The 19,941-nt window shown below is 36.8% G+C and carries 17 protein-coding genes; 4 read left to right on the top strand and 13 right to left on the bottom strand.

The window, feature by feature from the left end; all coding sequences use genetic code 11:
• Positions 1 to 7 precede the first annotated feature (7 nt).
• The 5 genes from KYG33_RS08540 to KYG33_RS08520 form a co-directional block, all read right to left on the bottom strand.
• Positions 8 to 709, bottom strand: coding sequence for an SH3 domain-containing protein (locus KYG33_RS08540; protein ID WP_139348568.1), 702 nt, complete (start codon positions 707 to 709; stop codon positions 8 to 10).
• Between the two features lie 153 nt (positions 710 to 862).
• Positions 863 to 2,986 (bottom strand): cation:proton antiporter, encoded by a 2,124-nt coding sequence (locus KYG33_RS08535; RefSeq protein WP_219073072.1) that lies wholly within the window; start codon positions 2,984 to 2,986, stop codon positions 863 to 865.
• A gap of 6 nt (positions 2,987 to 2,992) precedes the next feature.
• Positions 2,993 to 3,559 carry a hypothetical protein gene (locus KYG33_RS08530; RefSeq protein WP_077418418.1) on the bottom strand — a complete coding sequence of 189 codons (567 nt, stop codon included), beginning with the start codon at positions 3,557 to 3,559 and terminating at the stop codon, positions 2,993 to 2,995.
• Positions 3,560 to 3,629: 70 nt separating this feature from the next.
• Positions 3,630 to 4,328: a hypothetical protein gene (locus KYG33_RS08525; RefSeq protein WP_219073071.1), complete on the bottom strand. Its 699-nt coding sequence runs from the start codon at positions 4,326 to 4,328 to the stop codon at positions 3,630 to 3,632.
• A gap of 122 nt (positions 4,329 to 4,450) precedes the next feature.
• Positions 4,451 to 5,356 (bottom strand): DMT family transporter, encoded by a 906-nt coding sequence (locus KYG33_RS08520; protein ID WP_219073249.1) that lies wholly within the window; start codon positions 5,354 to 5,356, stop codon positions 4,451 to 4,453.
• 210 nt (positions 5,357 to 5,566) lie between these two features.
• Between KYG33_RS08520 and purE the strand changes: the two genes are divergently transcribed.
• Positions 5,567 to 6,070, top strand: coding sequence for a 5-(carboxyamino)imidazole ribonucleotide mutase (gene purE, locus KYG33_RS08515; protein ID WP_077418424.1), 504 nt, complete (start codon positions 5,567 to 5,569; stop codon positions 6,068 to 6,070).
• A 54-nt stretch (positions 6,071 to 6,124) separates the two neighbouring features.
• Here purE and KYG33_RS08510 read toward each other — a convergent pair whose 3' ends face one another.
• The 6 genes from KYG33_RS08510 to ahcY all read right to left on the bottom strand — a co-directional run bounded on the left by KYG33_RS08510 (position 6,125) and on the right by ahcY (position 13,889).
• Positions 6,125 to 7,633 (bottom strand): BspA family leucine-rich repeat surface protein, encoded by a 1,509-nt coding sequence (locus KYG33_RS08510; protein WP_257468964.1) that lies wholly within the window; start codon positions 7,631 to 7,633, stop codon positions 6,125 to 6,127.
• A 56-nt stretch (positions 7,634 to 7,689) separates the two neighbouring features.
• Positions 7,690 to 9,363 carry a BspA family leucine-rich repeat surface protein gene (locus tag KYG33_RS08505; RefSeq protein WP_077418428.1) on the bottom strand — a complete coding sequence of 558 codons (1,674 nt, stop codon included), beginning with the start codon at positions 9,361 to 9,363 and terminating at the stop codon, positions 7,690 to 7,692.
• A gap of 23 nt (positions 9,364 to 9,386) precedes the next feature.
• Entirely contained in the window at positions 9,387 to 10,709 is a 1,323-nt protein-coding gene (locus KYG33_RS08500; RefSeq protein WP_180564310.1) for a BspA family leucine-rich repeat surface protein, read from the bottom strand.
• A gap of 183 nt (positions 10,710 to 10,892) precedes the next feature.
• On the bottom strand, positions 10,893 to 11,285 hold the full coding sequence (gene yiaA / locus KYG33_RS08495) for an inner membrane protein YiaA (RefSeq protein ID WP_034699887.1): 393 nt from the start codon (positions 11,283 to 11,285) through the stop codon (positions 10,893 to 10,895).
• Positions 11,286 to 11,674: 389 nt separating this feature from the next.
• Positions 11,675 to 12,472 carry a hypothetical protein gene (locus KYG33_RS08490; protein ID WP_219073069.1) on the bottom strand — a complete coding sequence of 266 codons (798 nt, stop codon included), beginning with the start codon at positions 12,470 to 12,472 and terminating at the stop codon, positions 11,675 to 11,677.
• A gap of 103 nt (positions 12,473 to 12,575) precedes the next feature.
• Positions 12,576 to 13,889: an adenosylhomocysteinase gene (ahcY, locus tag KYG33_RS08485; protein WP_047378461.1), complete on the bottom strand. Its 1,314-nt coding sequence runs from the start codon at positions 13,887 to 13,889 to the stop codon at positions 12,576 to 12,578.
• 166 nt (positions 13,890 to 14,055) lie between these two features.
• Between ahcY and KYG33_RS08480 the strand changes: the two genes are divergently transcribed.
• On the top strand, positions 14,056 to 14,574 hold the full coding sequence (locus KYG33_RS08480; RefSeq protein ID WP_219073068.1) for a pyridoxamine 5'-phosphate oxidase family protein: 519 nt from the start codon (positions 14,056 to 14,058) through the stop codon (positions 14,572 to 14,574).
• A gap of 183 nt (positions 14,575 to 14,757) precedes the next feature.
• Positions 14,758 to 15,372 (top strand): 4'-phosphopantetheinyl transferase family protein, encoded by a 615-nt coding sequence (locus KYG33_RS08475; protein WP_219073067.1) that lies wholly within the window; start codon positions 14,758 to 14,760, stop codon positions 15,370 to 15,372.
• Here the strand turns inward: KYG33_RS08475 and KYG33_RS08470 are convergent.
• Positions 15,353 to 17,617, bottom strand: coding sequence for an FUSC family protein (locus KYG33_RS08470; RefSeq protein WP_077418438.1), 2,265 nt, complete (start codon positions 17,615 to 17,617; stop codon positions 15,353 to 15,355). The two genes, KYG33_RS08475 and KYG33_RS08470, sit on opposite strands and share 20 nt — an antisense overlap.
• Before the next feature lie 229 nt (positions 17,618 to 17,846).
• On the opposite strand from KYG33_RS08470, the gene blaCHM reads away from it, so the two are divergent.
• Entirely contained in the window at positions 17,847 to 18,605 is a 759-nt protein-coding gene (gene blaCHM, locus KYG33_RS08465) for a CHM family subclass B1 metallo-beta-lactamase (protein WP_077418440.1), read from the top strand.
• Positions 18,606 to 18,749: 144 nt separating this feature from the next.
• Here the strand turns inward: blaCHM and porV are convergent, their stop codons facing one another.
• Complete coding sequence (gene porV / locus KYG33_RS08460; protein ID WP_047378455.1) at positions 18,750 to 19,913, bottom strand: type IX secretion system outer membrane channel protein PorV; 1,164 nt, start codon at positions 19,911 to 19,913, stop codon at positions 18,750 to 18,752.
• Positions 19,914 to 19,941 lie beyond the last annotated feature (28 nt).

Here is a 19,941-nt window from a genome sequence, read left to right as displayed (position 1 = left end):
ATAGATTCTAAAAAGGTATTGTTATCATTTTTCCTTTATATTCTCCATTTACAATTTTAAAAAGAGCAACATAACCTCCCGCTCCGTCAGAATTAATAGTTGTGATATATAACGTATCGTTTTTACGGTCAAAATGACATTCCGTAAATTCATTGTTAGGATTAAAGAGATTTTCAATCTCCCGGTTAGGAATCTGAACTTTTTTATCTCCAATCTGTACCGTAATAGATTGGTAATAGGTTTGAGGAATGGTGCCGTCTGTTCCCCATATGGGTTGCCCTTTATATTTATCCTCAATTTTTTGCCCGTTATAATCAGATGAAGAAAAGAATTTTTTATTTTCCTTGTAATTGAACTTTCCTGAAATGATATCTACCTTGATATTCCCAGATTTGAAAACCGCTTTATTTTCATTCCTTACTATAGGAGAAACAGGTTCGTAAGATTCTATCAATTGTACTCTTGAACTATGGATGTAGCCTATTATTTTGTCATTATAATAAACATTCAGCCAGTTTTTGTTCTTCTCATCCGGTTCATAAGCGTAGACAATTTCATCAGAATTGACCTTTCCTACAATCTTACTTTTAGCATCTGCATTCTCCCTCACATTTACATAACCATCTTTGTCTACAATTTTAGCAAACTGAGCAAAAGACATTTGTATGCTTAGAATTGCTATTAACAGGAATACTTTGTTTGCTTTCAATGGTTTATATGTTTTTTTTGTTAAAATAATAGTTGTGATGGAATCTACAATCAAGGCCGAGATATTTTACTAAAGAAAACTAAAAGAGAGAACTTATTATTCGATTATGGTAACTTCCAGCATCCCTCTTTTAGCTTCCAGCTTTAAAAAGCTTTATTTAAAAATCTTCTGAATCACATTTCCAATCTCTACAAAATCCCCATGATTTCCTACGGAACGTATTTCGGGACTGTTTTTATCATATTCTGAGAAAGGGAAAATCAAAAGATAATTGTTGTCTTTCAGATTTCTGTTGAGAAGTTCCGGGATCAGTCTCATTCGTGGAATATAGGATTTCATGCCTCGTTTTGCCATCAGGATAATCAGCGCTTCATCATCTTTCAGCTGGGCAGCGGTTCTTTCGCCATCCTGCCATGTGCTCATAATGATAAATTCTGCTTCTATACTGGCTTTTTTCATAATTTTCTGTAGAATATCAATGATATTTTCAGGGGCATAAAAAACAACTGTAGCTCCGGAATTTCTGGCAATATTCCAGACCCTAAGCAATGCATGGAAGAATCCTGCATCCTTATCGGCATTCTCAGGAATCATGACGGCATATTTCTTTATGGTGGAAAGCGGTTGTGCAGCATGATATACCAGTACATTCACATCATCATTCTGCAGGTAACCGTTATAAAGATTATAGACAAAAGAAGGTGAGAATCCTTTTTCATCCTCCAATCCGATGATGAGGTCTGTGATTTTCTGTTCTTTAATCACATTATTTACTCCATTGACAACATCATTGTCATATCTTTTTAGGGCTTGCAGTTTCACATCTGCGGCTGCGGCTGCATCTGCTGCCTGATGGAGAAGTTTCTCAGCATTTTTTACTGAAGATTCATTTTTATCTTCATTGATGACGTTCAGGGCAAACAGATCTTCTGTATTGGAATGTGCTTTAATCAGAATTCCAAGATTCACCATTCGCTCAACAGTAGCCTCATGGTTGATGGCCAACAGAATGCTTTCTTCTTCATGCGTATTTCCGGAAACGGTATCTTCATTATCACTTTCAGCAATTTTCTGAGCACTTGCCATAGAAATAAAAGAGGAAATGGTACATGAAATCAGGATCAGAAGGATACTTCCGTTCAGTACATGTTCATTTAGTAATCTTACAGGTTCTCCGGTTTCGGTTTCGGAAAGGATGATGTTGTATCCTACCATTACTGAAGCCAGTGTTGCAGCTGCAGAGGCAGAACTTAACCCAAAGATAAGTTTTCCTTCCTCTTTGGTCAGTCTGAATGTTTTTTGAGTTGCTACCGCAGAAAGATATTTTCCTCCTATGGACGCTACCAGCATAATTCCGGCAACTTCCAGTGTTTCCCAGCTTTTAAAGAACACTTTAAAATCAATCAGCATTCCTACACTGATCAGGAAAAACGGAATAAAGATGGCATTTCCTACAAATTCAACTCTGTTCATCAAAGAAGAAGTATGAGGAATAAGTCTGTTTAAGGCTAATCCTGCAAAGAATGCCCCGATAATGGCTTCCACACCCGCAAGTTCCGCAAGCATCGCTGCCAGATAAATCATGACCAATACGAAAATATACTGTGAGATTTTATCATCTACTCTTTTGAAAAACCAACGTCCTATAATCGGAAAGACAATGAGTACAATCAGTGCAAAAACAATGAAAGAAACAGATAGTTTAACCCAAAATTTTGTCCCTACATCTCCCTGGGACATTCCCACAATTATGGCAAGTACCAATAAGGCCAGGATATCCGTGATCATTGTACCTCCAACGGTGATATTAACAGCCTTGTTTTTGGCAATTCCCAACTTGCTTACTAATGGATAGGCAATAAGAGTATGGGATGAAAAAAGACTGGCAAACAGAATGGAAGTCAGCATTGAAAAGTGCAAAATATAATATCCTCCAAGATATCCCAGTACAAAAGGAACGGTGAAGGTATAGATACCAAAGGTGAGACTTTTCCACTTGTTCTTTTTAAAATCTCCCATATCAATTTCAAGACCCGCCAGGAACATAATATAGAGTAGTCCGGTGGTTCCCGTTACAACAATACTGCTGTCTCTGGACAATACATTGAATCCGTTCGGACCAATGATAGCTCCGGCGATGATAAGCCCCAAAAGGTGGGGAACTTTAATTTTATTAAGAAGCAATGGCGCTGCCAAAATAATGACCAGTACCAACAGGAACTTCAGTACCGGATCTTCTATAGGAAGACTCAGGTTGTGTATACTCAGTAAAATCATAAGTGTTTATTTTGTGGAACGAACTAATTCAACAGAGAACTTAGCGGTACAGCCATCAGATGTGATAGTTCTTGTGCCTTTGATCTTGTTGTCTGAAATATCATTAAGAAGAACGTTCATTTCTACATTCTTTTTGGCAGTAGAATCTGTTTTGAAAGACAACCTGATCTCATTGTTTTCAAACTTGCCTGTATATAGCCTTACCAGATTATTGTTATTGATGATTTTGGTAATAGGCTGGGTAGAATCGTTATCAAACTCCCAGATGTCAGTACGCTGGTCACCCACAGCATACTCACTGCAGTTAGACTCTGTACAGATTACTTTTCCATTCCATGGACCGGAAATTTCAGCGGGCCATGAAGAAGTAATAACTACCGAATCTTTTTTAGCAAAAATACTGTCTCTCATTTTCAGGAGCGACTGATATTCGGATTCTTTCTTCGCGAATACTTTTTCTTTTTCTAATAATTGTTTTTCCCTGTCTGTCAGGTTTTTCTCCTTCTCTTTGTAATCACAGCTAACAAGAAAAAAAGAGGCGACCAGAAATAAAAAAAATGTGTTTTTCAGCATATTGTATAGGTTGGAGTATACAATATAGGAAAAATGGAGGGAATATGAAAATACTCCCTGATGATGTTCTTTAGTATTCTAAAGGAATAAAGACAATTCCCGACACGTCAAACCCTTGTATATTGGTCTTCCAGACAGGAGATGTTTTTACGATATTGGTGAGTTGTTTTTTGATGGTATCAGAAATATTCAAATTTTTTATTTCCACAAAAGTTGGAACTCCGTTTGGCTCTATATCTAAAATAAGAACAGAATTTCCTTTCTCTTTTTTCTTATATTTCTTTTCCAAGGCCGGATATATGTTTTTTTCAATCCATTGATACAATGCTGCTTCACCACCTTCGAATTCAGGATGCGGAGGTTTATTGTCTTTAAATTTTGGAGGAAGATCCTTGGGATAAGAGGTCAGATTTGAATTTTCTTTGACTAATGTTAGCACTCCTTTTTTATTGGGACTATAGATTTTATGGTTGATTTTTTCTGTGGTAAGATCAATATCTACAAAATGAATTTCTGCGTTGTTAATTCTGTAAATACCTCTGTGAGTTTCTTCCCCTGATATTTTTTTAACAAGAGCATTTTCTCTGATAGTATCCCCTTTATTAGGAATCAGATATACTTCCTGATTCGTTTCTTTGTCTTTTTTGTTTTGAATATAGATTTTGTAATCAAAACTTTTCAGTTTGATATCTTCCCTGGGCTCTGCTTTTTGAGAAAGATAAAATGCAGGAAGAAGTAAAACAGTAATGATGGATAGTTTTTGCTTCATGGTTATAAAGTTGTGTTTTGACAAATGTAAAGAAATTCTGATACTTACCTATAAATTTTAATCGAATTTAATGGTTAGAAATGCAATACAGCAAATAAAAAAATGAGGAAATTTTTCACATATTATGATACTTTCTGCCTCCTGAACATCTCCGGTTTGTAATTAATAATAAAAACGCCACAGATGATCATAACAGCTGCAAGAATAAACTTGAAAGTCACTTTCTCATCCATAGTCAGCCAGCCTAAAAATATAGCAATGATGGTATTGATATAGGCCAGAATAGAAACCTGTACCGGCGAAATTTTTGTCAGTGCATAATGGAAGGCAAAAAAAGCGGCTACTGAACCAAAAACAGAAAGGTATAACATGGCTGAAATACTCTTTACAGACCAGTTTCCAAAGTTATAATTTTCAGAAAACAGGAATGCAAAAATAATCTGAACAACCCCTGCAAACAGGAACTGATAGAACAGATTCAACGTTATATTTCCGCTCTGGATATTTAATTTTTTGGTGAAAATGGTTCCGGAAGCCCAGCCTGCAATGGCACAGAAGAGGAAAATCATCCCCATTCTGTAATCAGGGTTGGCAAGATCTTGCAGTCCATCCCAAAAAATAAAAAGAATTCCGCTGAAACATAACAAGACGCCACTAAGAGCCCGTAAACTGAATTTTTGTAATCCCACAGCTACACTTCCCAAAAAAACAAGGATAGGAGAGCAGGCACTGATCAGTGAGGCAAGACTGCTCGAAACAGTTTCCTCAGCGACTGTAGTCATACCATTAGCGACAACCAACATCAGGGAAGAAAAAACAACCTGATATCCTAAGCTTTTCCAGCCAATCCATTTGAATTCCTTTCTCGAAAGTAGAACGACAAGCATAATGAGAGAAGCCAAAAACTGACGGATTCCTGCTACAAACCAGGCAGGAATGGTTTCCACAGCTACACGTATAGCCAAAAATGTAGTTCCCCAGACCATAGCAACGGTAAGAACAGCAAAAATAAGTTTATAGTCTTTCAATGTAAATAAGTAGTGTAACACACAAATGTAGAGGTTTTGAAGAAAAAAGAATGGGTACAGTTGTTTTAATTTTTGATGATACAGATGGGAAAAGGGGAAATAATTGATGATTGATTGGATTTTGTTTGATTGTGATAAAAGAACTTCCTGCTTCCTTCTTCCAACTTCCCGCTTTATTTTTTTATCTTTGAAGATCTAATAAAATTGAAGATGGTAGGAATTATTATGGGCAGTCAGAGTGATCTGCCGATCATGGAGCAGGCTGCAAATTTTCTTAAAAGCCTGGATATCCCTTATGAACTAACTGTAGTTTCAGCACACAGAACACCGGAAAGAATGTTCGATTATGCAAAAACCGCTCAGGAAAGAGGGTTGAAAGTAATCGTAGCCGGAGCCGGAGGGGCGGCACACCTTCCGGGAATGGTGGCAAGCTGTACAACACTTCCGGTAATTGGGGTTCCGATCTTGTCCAGTAATTCAATAGACGGATGGGATTCTGTTTTATCTATTCTTCAGATGCCCGGCGGAATTCCGGTAGCTACTGTAGCTTTAAACGGTGCTTTGAATGCAGGAATTTTAGCGGCAAAAATTTTAGGAAGCGGAAATGAAGAAGTAGCAGCAAAACTTCAGAAATACCAAGATTCCCTAAAAGATAAAGTATTAGGAACGGTAGAGGATATCAAAGCCCAGCATCCAAATCATTTTGACAAATAGCTTATCTTTAAACTCAAAATAAAAGCCTCACTTTTCAGCGAGGCTTTTTTGTTTTTATTTCTTAATGAATTTTGAAGAAATTGTTTTTTCTTTTAGAATGAGCTGTAAAATGTAATTTCCTTTAGGTAAAGAGCTTACATTAATCATATCATTATTAGGATTTCCTTCTTTCACAAGCCTTCCGCTTGCATCATAAATTTTATAGCTTTTCATGTCCTTTAATCCTTCAATATGAATATCATCCACTGCTGGATTAGGATAAAGTGAAAGTTTTTTATTCAGTTTTAAATCAGATGAAGACAGTAAACAGTTTCCTACTGTATCACCGGTCATAATCCAGCCTTTATTGATAAGAATATCTCTTTTATCTGCCACGTTTGAAGCGTATTTAAATCCTGTTACAGGACCTAATGCAACGTTGTTTGCCGTATTGGGGTTGTCTGCCCATCCCAGAAGTGTTTTGCTGTAATTTTCACAATTGAGCGCAGCTAAATTTAATGCAGCATTAGCAATTGTAACAGAAGCTAAGTTCCAGTTCCCTAGGGGCTGATTATAACTTGAAGCACCGTTGAGAATCTGGTCTATTCTGGTGACCTTGGTCATGTCCCAGTTTTCCAAAGGTTGATTAAAGGTTGAACAACCATGAAAAACATGAGCCATATTGGTAACCTTAGACGTATTCCAATTGAGCTGCTGATTGAAAACAGGGATCACATGAAACATAAAATGCATATCCTCAAGACTAGAAGTATCCCAGTTGTCCAGACGTTGATTGAAACTTAAACACTGCCCAAACATCCAGCTCATATCTGTCACTTTTGAAACGTCCCAGCTATTGAGAGTTTGGTTAAAAACGGTCCTGTTTCCAAACATATAGCTAAGGTTTGTAGCAGAAGACATATTCCAACTGTCAAGATAGGGTGGATTAAACTGATCTGTAATTGTTACCGGAGAAACATCAAATAAAAGCGAAAACATAAAACTGAAATTTTTGATTTTCGAAGTCTCCCAGTTTTGCATGGAGCTGGCACCCATAAAGCTGGTTGTACCATAAAACATAAAAGAAGCATCATCAACATTATTAAGATCAGGACTGTCTGTTGCGGTAAGAATCATTAGCCTGCACAAACTGAATGCACTGTTCATTGTTGTCCATGAAATATTTCCCCATTGTTCTATTTCCAGTAATTTGTCTGTATTTCCATTGATCTGCCAGATAGGAAATAACTGCTCAGGAAGTGTCATCATCTGTGGTGACCCGAATTTTATTTGTTTGAACTCCCCATTTCCATTACTTACTTTTACTCTGTATTTTGCATCATTTCCGTCTGAAAGTGATATGCCAAAATCAATCAGGACCTGTTTCGTAGAAGTGACATTGGTAAGAGAGCCGTTGTGCTGGGGATAGCCTATTTCCTCCCAGTAAATATCATAATTATCACCAATCCCGGGAAACCATATTTGCTGAGGACTAGCCTGATAGGGAGCGTCTACATTTACTGCAGGTAATGCCGTAGAAGCAGGTTTCCAGATCGTGATAAATTCATCCTGAGCTCTCACCATGAAAATCAGTATTAGAAAAAAGAGTGTTGAAATTTTTTTTAATAGCATGTTCAGTGTTATTTCTTTATGAATTTTAAATTCCGGATATTCTCTTTTGAATAAAGCTGTAAAATATAATTCCCTGGAATTAAAGCTTGAATATTGATCTGCTCACTCGCCAGATCTCCACTTGAAACGATTCTTCCGCTAGCGTCAATAATTTTAAAGTCTTTAGCATTGGAATTTTTTACATAAATAATGTCTGTGGCAGGATTTGGGTAGATATTGATTTCACCTTTTATCTTTACATCAGAAGTTCCAAGGAAGGATTGACATTCTCCGTTATATGTATCTCCACTGATTGCCCAGCCTTTATTGTTAATCAGATTGTTTCTCGCAGTTACTGCTGCATTATGGGAATAAGTAAGAGGAGAAACTGAGGTTAGGCTAATGTCATTTGGTGTTGAAGGATTCAGGCTCCAGCCATACAGCGTGCTGTCATAATTCTGGCAGTTCAGCGCAGAATTTTTGAACATATTGGAAGCGTACAATAATGAACTGAGATTCCATTTTCCCAGGTTCTGGTTGAAAGCAATGGCATTGTTGAACATGCTGTTCATACTTTTTACTAAACTGACATTCCATTTTCCTATATCCTGATTGAAGCTTTTTGCTCCGTTGAACATGTCCTGCATCCATTCTACTTTTCTGGTATCCCAATTGGAAATATTGCTGTTAAAATTCTCAGCATTATAAAACATACCATTCATAATGGTGACACTGCTTGTATTCCACATAGATATATCCTGATTGAAAGCTTTTGCACCATTAAACATATGATTCATTTCTATGATTTTTGAAGTATTCCAGTCTTTAAGGGGATAATTAAATTTCGTAGCCCCGGAAAACATAAACTCTGAATCAAGATTATTAGACATATCCCAGTTTCCAATAGGGCGGTTGAATTCAGCGGCTCCATTAAACATAGCCGTAGTAGAAGTTACTTTAGAAGTATCCCAGTTATCTAATGGTTGATTGAAAAGTTTAGCTACATTGAACGTGATAGCCATTATGGTTACATTGGAAGTGTTCCAGTTTCCAACCGGCTGATTAAAAACGAAACATCCTGTAAATGTTCCAAGTAATGTAGTTACATTGGATGTATTCCAGTTATTTATAGTAGGATTTCCCACTAAGCCATAACAACCTGAAAACATGTAAGACAAATCAGTTACCTCCTTCAGATCAGGAATGTCTGTGGCGGTAAAATCTAAAATTTTGCATGCCTGAAATGCCTGTTCCATAGAAGACCACTGAATATTTCCCCATTGTTCTATCAATTGTATTTTATGAACATCTCCTACAATTCCGTTGTCATTAAATATGTCCCAGTCAGCAAATCTTATCTGGTGAAAATTTCCGTTTCCATTACTTACTTTTAACCGGTAAGTGGCATCTGATGGATTGGGGTTGTGCGGAACTCCGAAATCGATCAGGGTCTGATAAGCAGAAGTTACATTCGTTAAGGTCGCATTGTGTGAAGGATAGCCTATTTCTTCCCAATAGATTTGATAGTTTGTTCCTCTTCCTGGAAACCAGATTTGATTATTATTTGAGTTAACAGGAATTCCTGCATAAGGATAGGAAGGCGGGGTAAGACTGGGTTTCCATACCGTGATAAATTCATTTTGTGCCTTTACCAGGAATATCAGCAAAAGAAAAATGAGTGTTGGAATTTTTTTTAAAATCATGATTATCGTTTTATGGTATTAGGTTATTGTTTAATGAATGGAAATGAATGAATCTTATTCTCTGTCAAGACCTGCAGAATATAATTTCCCGGAGACAAAAGTCTGACAGTAATTTCTTCATGTTTCAGATTGTCTTTGGCAACAGTTCTTCCACTCATATCAGTTATAATATAACTTTCCGGCTTCGGAATGTTTTTCAGATAAATATGATCTTTTACAGGATTGGGATAAATGGAAGCTGTATTGATGGTTGCCGTTTCAGAAGTTGAAAGTGTTTGATTGCAGAGTCCATTGTAAACATCACCGGATATCGTCCAGCCTTTATTATTGATTAAATAATTTCTTGCAGCTACAGCATCAGCATGAGAATAGACCAATGGTGATGCATTTGATAGATTAATATTAGCAGGTGTTGATGAGCTTTGACTCCATCCGTAAAGGGTTTTATCATAATTCAGGCAGCTCATAGCAGAGTTGAGAAACATACCGGTAGCGGTTGTTAATGAACTTAGATTCCATCTTCCAATATTTTGGTTAAAAGCGGTGTCATGGAACATTTCATTCATATTAGTGACATTTCCTGTATTCCAGTTTTGAATATCCTGATTGAAGTTGTGAGCAGTATGGAACATATGCTCCATGGTGGTAACTTTTGCGGTATTCCATTTTCCCAAAGGCTGGTTGAATGCTGTATTGTCAAACATATATGACATATCTGTAACATTGGAAGTATCCCAGTTTCCCAATGGTTGGTTAAAGAGATAATCATCACCAAACATATAATACATATCTGTAATTGTAGAGGTGTTCCATGTATTGAAAGAAGGATTGCCGAGTAATGAAGTACATAAATAAAACATCTGACGCAAACTGGTTACCATACTGAGGTCTGGTACATCAGTAGCTGTCACATCCATATAGTCGCAGAATACAAAAGCATTGTCAAAGCTTTTCCATTTTATATTTCCCCATTGAGTAATTTGTGTGATTTTCGTGCGGTCAGGGGCATTATAAGTGGGAATTATTGTATTATCAAAAAACCTCACCTGATCAAAGCTGCCGGTTCCGTCACTAATTTTGATTCTGTAGCTGGCCTGGGCAGAAGATGGATTTAATGGTGTTCCTAAGTTGATAGTAAATTCAGTAGTTGAGGTTACATTGTGCATTGTTCCGGTATGTTGCGGATATCCTACCTCTTCCCATGACACCTGGAAGTTAGTTCCTCGGCCGGGAAATTTAATGAGCTGTGCATTTTGGGGTTTCCAAATGGTGATGAACTCATTTTGTGCTTTTATTGTGAGTATCAACAATAGGAAAATGAGTAATGAGATTTTTTTTAAAATCATGATTATAGTTTATGGTATTAGTTTTAAGGTGAAAATAGAAATGAGTGAATATTTTTAATTATATCTCTATTTTATGATATAAATATATGGAAATTTTAAAATATTAGTAATATTATTCGTTAATGTTTTAATTATTTTTTATTTTGATCAAATAAAAAACTCTCCGTTTTGGAGAGTTTTATTTTATTCCTGAAGCATATTGTCACGTGTATTTTTCTGGACTGCGATGGCTCCGAAGAGAGCGAGCAGAAAGGCAAAGGCATAAAAACCTTTTTCACTCGGAAGAATAGTGGCATTCCAAAGTCCAATGGCCAGCAATACAATAGATGATAATGTAGCAAACCAGCAGATCCCGTAATAAATGTCTGTTACCTGAATATTTTCTAACCTGTCACGTACTGCTTTTTGTAGAGAAACAACGGCAAATAGGCCATAAAGAAGAATAGTAAAATAATATCCTTTTTCATTCAGCAGCATTTCAGCTCTTGCAAGACCGACGATGAAACCAATCATTCCTGCTCCCAATGCTACCCATGATGCAGCGACGAATGCATTCGATACTCTTTGTTTTTTCATAGTTTAATGTTTTATTTAAGAGGGCTAAGATATTCATTTTTTATAAATAGAGCTCTAGCAGAGGGGAAATATGGGAAAAATACGGATTGTTATATTCATGGATTTTAAGTTTTGGCTAAAGCCGGTTGATTTTATTATAAAAACGGATTCCCTTCGTCTAAGCTCAGGATTATAGTCCGTTCTTATTGAATATGTATAGAATACCTCCAAATTCATAGCTCATAATCTATAATTCAAAATTTTCCCCTAGCCCCCGATAGAAGCGGTTACCCCGGAACTTGCGTTGAGACCCTTAGGCTTCGCTCAGGGTGACAGTGCTGGTGTGAGGAGTATGAGCGGATAGCGGGATCAGCTCATAAAAAAACTCCCCAAAATTGGAGAGTCTGTTATTATTGAGTGATATATTCGTAATTATACTGAGCTGAAAGGTTTCCGTTGGCTTCTTTTGAGACTACCTGAGTAGGTAAACCGGCGCTGTTGTATTCTATCGTAGAGGTTCTGGTTTGGTTTTGTATCCAGGTCCCGTTACTTTTGTAGCTTACCTTTTCTATCAGATAATTATTGGGGCTCATCACAATAGCTCTGCCCATCATAATTCTAATATACTTATTGAGATTGGTATATGGGTTCAGTTTATCATCGTAGGAATACACAACTTTAGTGCTGGATCCTCCACCCTCTGAAATCTCTGATGAAATATTGTTCCCATTATAAGCATACGTATCAACGATGGGATTGGAACAGTCTGGCGACTGGCAAAGAGATGTAGAGATCACCTGTCCGTTGGTATTATAATTATAGGTAATCGTTCTGTTGTAATCCGGATGAGTGTTGTAGATTGCTTTAACGCTTGCCAGCTGATCTCCGTTATAATTAAAAGCAGAATAGTATTCCAGTGTCTGGTTGGTATTATAATGATTTATCTTTACAGGTTTCCCGTTATTGTATTCAAATGTGGAAGTTCCATAGGCAGACGAAGTTTTTATAAGCTGTCCCTGACTATTGTATTCAAGGGTTTCTACGCTGGTTTGAGGCTGTGATGGATTATCATAGTAAACTGTAGTGATTTTACTTAATAACATTTTTGGTTCGGAAGGATTATTGGTTCCCTCATTATCATCATTGCCGCTGCAGCTGTTAAGGAATACAACAGCGCTCATCATTCCCAGAAATAAGTAGTTTTTCATGTTATTTTTTTAGCTGACAAAAATAAGGAATTGCCCTGCGGCACTCCATAAAAAATCCCACTATCTTAGAAATAGTGGGATCATATCATGTTTTATTTAAATCTTAGTATCTGTAGTATTCAGGCTTGAATGGCCCTTTTACATCTACACCGATATATTCAGCCTGCTCAGGAGAAAGAGTTTCAAGTTCTACGCTTAATTTCTTAAGGTGTAAAGCTGCTACTTTTTCATCCAGGTGCTTAGGAAGCATATATACTTCATTACCATAAGCTGCAGAGTTGTTCCATAATTCGATCTGAGCCAAAGTCTGGTTAGAGAAAGAGTTAGACATTACGAAACTTGGGTGGCCAGTAGCACATCCTAAGTTTACCAATCTACCTTCTGCAAGGATGATCACTTCTTTTCCTTCAATAGTATAAATATCAACCTGAGGTTTCACTTCAGATTTAGTCTGACCATAGTTTTTGTTTAACCAAGCCATATCGATTTCGTTATCGAAGTGTCCAATGTTACAAACGATAGCTTTATCTTTCATTTTAAGGAAGTGTTCTCCTCTTACGATATTGAAGTTACCTGTTGTAGTGATGATGATATCAGCGTTGTCTACTACAGTGTCTAATCTTTTTACTTCATACCCGTCCATAGCAGCCTGAAGCGCACAGATTGGGTCAATTTCAGTAACAGTAACGATAGAACCAGCTCCTCTGAATGAAGCTGCAGTACCTTTACCAACATCTCCGTATCCGCAAACTACCACTCTTTTTCCGGCCAACATTACGTCTGTAGCTCTTCTTACTGCATCTACAGCAGATTCTTTACATCCGTATTTGTTGTCGAATTTAGATTTAGTTACTGAATCGTTTACGTTGATTGCAGGCATTACTAAAGTTCCGTTCTTCATTCTTTCATACAGTCTGTGAACACCTGTAGTGGTTTCTTCAGAAAGACCTTTGATATCTTTTGTGAATTCAGGGTATTTATCAAAAACCATGTTTGTTAAATCTCCACCATCATCCAAAATCATGTTTAATGGCTTTCTGTCTTCACCAAAGAATAAAGTCTGCTCAATACACCAGTCAAATTCTTCTTCATTTAAACCTTTCCAGGCATACACCGGAATTCCAGCAGCAGCAATAGCAGCAGCAGCGTGATCCTGTGTAGAGAAAATATTACAAGATGACCAGGTAACTTCAGCTCCTAAAGCTACCAATGTCTCGATAAGCACAGCCGTCTGGATTGTCATGTGAAGACATCCTGCGATTCTTGCTCCTTTCAGTGGCTGAGATGGTCCGTATTCTTCACGGATAGACATCAAACCAGGCATTTCTGCTTCTGCAAGGGTAATTTCTTTTCTACCCCATTCTGCAAGGGAGATATCCTTAACTTTATAAGGAACGTATTGTGTTGTAGTACTCATATGTAATGAATAATTTTAAATTCAATTGATTACGAAAGGCAAAATTACGATTAATAATTAAGATATAAAAACGGCAGATCAAGTTCAGTTTTATGAGATTAAACATGAATTAATATTATTTAGTCTTAATATAAATAATTAATTTTAACTGATAAATAAATATATTATGAACCATACTCATACAGAAAAGAAAATCAAACCTGTTGCTCCAAAAGTACAGGAACTCATCAATGCTTCAAAAAGTATTATTCTGGCTACTGTAGATGCAGAAGGGAATCCCAATTCAAGCTATGCTCCTTTTGCTCAAGTAGAGCATACATTTTATATCCTGGTATCTTTCATGGCAAAACATACTAAAAACCTTGCTGACGGAAGAAAAACATCCATCATGTTTATTGAAGATGAATCAGCAACGAAGCAGATCTATGCCCGTGAAAGGCTGACTATTGAAGCAGGAGCGTCTCAGATTGAAAGAGATTCTGAAGTATGGAATACTGTAGTTGCCCAACTTAAAGAGACTCATGGTAAAGTAGTGGATGTCATTTCTGAAATGGGAGATTTTATTTTAATTGCCTTGCAGCCTGTAAAGGGATCTTATGTAAACGGATTCGGAAGCGCCTATTTTGTAGATGCAAATCTTGAAATTGTAGAGCATAGAAATGATGTGAATCATCAATCTAAATAATTAAGCTGGATGTTGGGAGCGGGAAGCTGGAGGTTTATAAATATTAAGGAAACAAAGAGTTTGTTTTTTATCGACAATTTCTTTTATCTGGTTTACAAATTATTTTTATAACAAATAGTAACTTCCATTCTCCAGCTCCCAGCTTCAAGCTTTTTTTAGTATTTTTGTCTCATATAAAAAAGAATGCCACTCTACAGAGATTTTTCAGATGATAATGCCACCATCCTTGTTTGGAAGTATGATGAAAGTGAAGAATTGGATATCCATAAGCTTCTGGAACCGGAAAATGCTGAGAAGGTAAAAGATTATCATCCTAAAAAATTATTGGAAGTCCTGATGGTACGCAAGCTCCTGAAAGGATTAAAGCCCAATTCTAAGATTTTATATAAAGAAAGAGAGCCTTTTCTTTCTCCCAACGATGCAGAGATTTCCATTACGCATTCTTTTCCCTTTGCTGCCATTGCCATTTCTAAAAATAAAATAGGGATTGATGTAGAAAAGTTCAATCCTAAGATTTTAAGGGTGATCGATAAATTTACCTATGAAAATGAGCGCGGTTTTATTCCTGAAGATAAAGCACATACTTTTTATACAATTATATGGAGTGTAAAAGAAAGTATGTATAAAATTCACCACTCAAAATATTGGTCTTTAAAGAAAAACTATGAGGTGAAGCCTTTCGAGCTGAAGCATCTTCATAAAATAAGCTGCCGTGTCTATGACGACCAGTTTTCAGATGAATTCAAGGCCAGGGTAGAGTTTTTCGATGACTACTGCTTTACGATTGTGGAGGAGTAGGATCTGTCTCGTTTTTGTACTTCTCGATTACTTTTCTCTGTTCTTTTGCTACATCATAGATCAGTTCCAGAATATCATGGATGTTTTTAAGCTCCGTTAAATGGGATATTTTATCTGGATCTCTTCTGTCTACAATGTCATTTTCCTCAATCTCGGTTTTTCTTTTCAGAAGCATATCTTCAATGGAAGAATCTTCCGGCTCAAGGCGGCTTTCCATTTTCAAGGTTTCGTTGATGTCATTTCCGTTGAGGAGGGCAGAAGTTTGCTGCATTTCAGCTTCAATCTTCCGGCTCCAGCTTTCAGCATCTATTTCAGGATATTGTTCATTACTCTTGGAATATTGAGAAAGAGAAGCGGTATATGCTGTGATCAGGTGTGATGTTGCCACAAACTGATGAACAACTTCCAGTTTTTTCTGCTGATTTTTAGGATCCGAAATCATTCTCTGAAAATTGTCAGAAAGGTTGGCCAAAGAAATGATCGCATTTTTTCGCTTTACCTTATAATCTTCAAGATCAAAATTTCCCTGTAAGAATTTGGAAATCACACTCTGAAAATAGATAAGGTTGTCTGCTGCAGACTTCTTCATCAGATCCAGGTTTTGGGTATGTTCCCAAACTGGCAGTACTATATAAGATACTACAAAAGCAATGATTCCCGCAATCGCTGTATCAAATATTCTGTCTTTAAAAATGATATTGACTTTCCCTGGATTTAAAAAATTAAAACTCAGGAAAACATAAATTGTCATGAATAATACCGCCCAGAAATAACGTCCTTTCAGAAAACTGAAACACATAATCATACTGATAAGCAGAATAGCGAGTAAAACACCGTTAATATGTACAAAATGCAGAATGGCGTAAGCAATGCTGGCCCCTGCAATTGTGCCATAGAGACGGAGCAGGTTTCTCTGTTTCGTGATGGAGTAAGCTGGTTTTAAAATGGCTGTAATGGTAATTAATATCCAATACGTATGTCCCAGTCCCAGAACATCAAACATCGAGAAAATATACCCCAGCAGCAAAGCCGTTGTAATTCTTATCGCATGGCGGAAATGGGAAGAGGATAACGAAATATTATTTCTTAAAACCTTAGCATTGAGTTTGGGTTCATTAGGCATGAATTTTTTCAAGTCTAATCCCGTGGATAAACTTTTTGCCAGTTTTATATTCTGAGAAAATACTTTATAGATCTCGTTGATTTCTTTCGTAATTTCATAGATACGCATCAGGATCTGGCGCAGGATCATGAAATTTTCCAGATTATCAGGAGAAAGCTGTTTATTTCTGAGTTCGAAATAATTGTAATTAAGACTTTTTAATTCCTGTTCCAGATTTACCATCGGCTTTGCTCTGGTACCACTTTGAAGGGCAATTCCGATATTGGTGATCTCCTCTGCCAAAAGATTGAGATAATCATGGATATTAACAAGGATCATACTGTCCTCAAAACTCTGCTGAAGCTTCTGATAATCGCTTTCGGAAGTCATCAGCTTCTCATGAAGGTCCATGGAATTCAAAAACATCAGCATCAATAAACGACTGGTTGTTGTAGATTCATTGACAATAGTTCTTGTTTTAAAAACAGTTTCTCTGGTGTCTTCCTGTAAGTTTTTTATTGCAATCTGTTTTGCAATAACCTGAGTGGTCAGTTTATTAAAATCCGGATTTTTCTGATAATAATTAGCTTTAATCTTTAAAAACTCGGCCAGCTGAAGATAATTTTCCCCAATCATCTGGCTTGCCAGTTTATATGGACGGATTGTCGTTACAATAAGGAATATGAGCAAAAACCAAATACAGCCTGAAGCAAAGATCAGCAGACTTTTAAAGATATTACTTCCTGTAAGATGACCGTCAATAAAAATGGCAAGTACAACGAGTGATAGTGAACCTACTGCCGCCAATCTCTGACCGTAAACTCCGATCAGGGAGAAAAACATCCCAAATACGATGACTTCCAGGATTACCAATATTTTGATATTCATCACAAGACTTGCGATGAGCGCGACAAAAACAAAACAGAGGATTGCAAAAGTAAGGGCATTCCTTCTTCTGATGAAAGGCCCGGGCTGATCTGTAAGAGCTACAAAGCTGGTTCCTAGAGGGAAAAGAAAATATTCCTTCAAAAGCCCGAAGTGGGCGAGGACTAAACAAGGCAGAACAGTAGCTAATGTAATTCTGATAGCAGAATATACATACTGGCTGGTTACAAATTTTTTTAGCTCTGCCGAATAGTTCATACTACAAAAATAGCTATTGAATTTAAGAAAATCGCCATAAAAGAAAGACTTTTGTAAACTTAAATATTATATTTTTTTAATTGAGCTGTAGTACTATTTAAAAATAAATTGACAGAAGAAACATATGAATGATTCACAACTCATAATTGGTTATTTTTAACACAACAGCTAACAAATCTTGTTCCACGAATTCTTACCTTAGCTTATCTCAAGCTTAAATTATCATTTTATGAAGATCATCAGTAAAAATATATTAGCCATTTTGTTTTCTTTTATCATGTTAAGCTGTATTTCACAGAAGAAAAGCAGTTTTAAGGCAAAGAAAATTTATGAATCAAAAACTCTGATCATCACCCAGATTTCAGAAAACACATTTATTCATACTTCTTTTAAGCAGACCAATGATTTCGGGAATGTTCCCTGTAACGGATTGATTGTAAAAGACCATAATGAAACTATTGTTTTTGATACACCTACTAATGATACAGGTTCAGATGAGCTGATACAATGGATCAATGAAAAACTTCATGCGAAAATCAATGCAGTGATTCCCACTCATTTTCATGATGATAGTTTAGGAGGATTGCTGGCCTTTCATAAAAAGAATATTCCTTCTTATTCCAATGCTAAAACAATAGAACTAGCCAAAGAAAATAATTTCGTTGTCCCTGAAAACAGTTTTAATGATTCTGTGATTCTGAAAGTGGGTGATAAGGATGTTATTGCTAAGTATTTCGGAGAAGGTCATACAAGAGATAATGCTGTTGGATATTTCCCAAGTGAACATATTCTGTTTGGAGGTTGTTTGTTGAAAGAGCTTGAGGCGGGCAAAGGATATTTAGGAGATGCAAATGTCTCTGCGTGGTCAAATACCATTGAAAAAGTAAAAAAAGAATATCCCGACGTGAAAATTGTAGTTCCGGGACATGGAGATTATGGAGATGGGAGACTTCTTGAGTATACCATTACATTATTTAAAGGTCAATAGTGAATTTTGCTTCGCAAAGTGAATGGTGAATTTTTATAGTATGTAAAAGAAATTGACAAGCGAAGCGAATTGACCCTTTCACAATTGATATAAAAAAGCCTCAATACAATGTATGAGGCTTTTTTTATATAGCTGTAGCTTTTTTTAACGATCGTTGTTGGATGTTTCTTCTCCGATGTTCCAGGTAAGACCGAAACGAAGCGTGTTATCCAATGCACTGTTGATTTTAGACATGTTGATCAGGTAAGAAAGATCAAGCCCGAAAGAACGGTATCTTAAACCAACACCCGCTGTAGCAAACTGTCTTGCTCCCTGCTCTTCACTTTCATGGAAGTAACCTCCTCTTACAGAAAATGCATTGTCATAAGAATATTCTAAAGCACCACTGTACATGATACTGTTTTTATTTTTGAAAGATTTTCCAATACCAGCCATTGGCCCTACATTCGGGATTTGATAAATAGGCTGTCTTGTATTTGGATCAATTCCTGCATATTCAGATCCGGGAACCAAAAGTTTTGAACCTTCTACAGAAATTCCAACTCTGTTCATATCATCCAGGTACATGTCATACCCAACTCCTAATCTTGCCATTGTAGGAAGATAAGATCTTGACTCTTCATTTCCTGTATAATCCAGTTTCGGACCTACATTCTGAATAGCTAAACCTGCATTCACTTTACCATCATATCCTCCGATACTGGAGAATCTTGGTGAGGTATAGTATGCTGAAACGTCTACTGCGAAACTGTTTGCTGCTTTAAGTGTAGTGTCTGTGTTGAATCCTCCGGCTAAGTCTGAACGGATAAATCTACCGGTAACAGCACCAGAGAATGAATCAGAAAGCTTCAAAGCATAAGCAACGTCAATTGAGAATTCGTTTGGTTTTGATGTACCCATTGATGCAATTTCTGTACCTACCAACTGAGTCAGGTCTACCTGTCCCATGTTGAAATAATAGATACTTGCAGAGATTGTAGATCTCTCTTCCTGCCCCAAAAACTTATGGAACGAAGCATATAATAAGAATACATCATTGGTAAGTTTCCCCATGTAAGGCGTATAGTTAAGACCTACGGAAGAACTTGTTCTGCTGAAAGGATATTTAGCCGCATTCCAGAATTGTGAAAATGCATCCGGAGAGGTTACCACCCCTTGATCTCCCATACCTCCTGATCTCGCATCAGGCGCAATTCTTAGGAAAGGAGCTCCGGTAAGAACTGGGTTTACTTTACCTAAATCTTGCGAATAGCCTAAAAAACCAGCACTCAAACCAAATCCTAAAAGCAGTTTAGTAGTTAAATTCATATGTTGTCTTTTATATATTATCAGTTTT

Source organism: Chryseobacterium sp. D764 (genome assembly GCF_019317325.1).
GTDB lineage: Bacteria > Bacteroidota > Bacteroidia > Flavobacteriales > Weeksellaceae > Chryseobacterium.
This window is presented reverse-complemented; position numbering and strand designations above follow the sequence as displayed.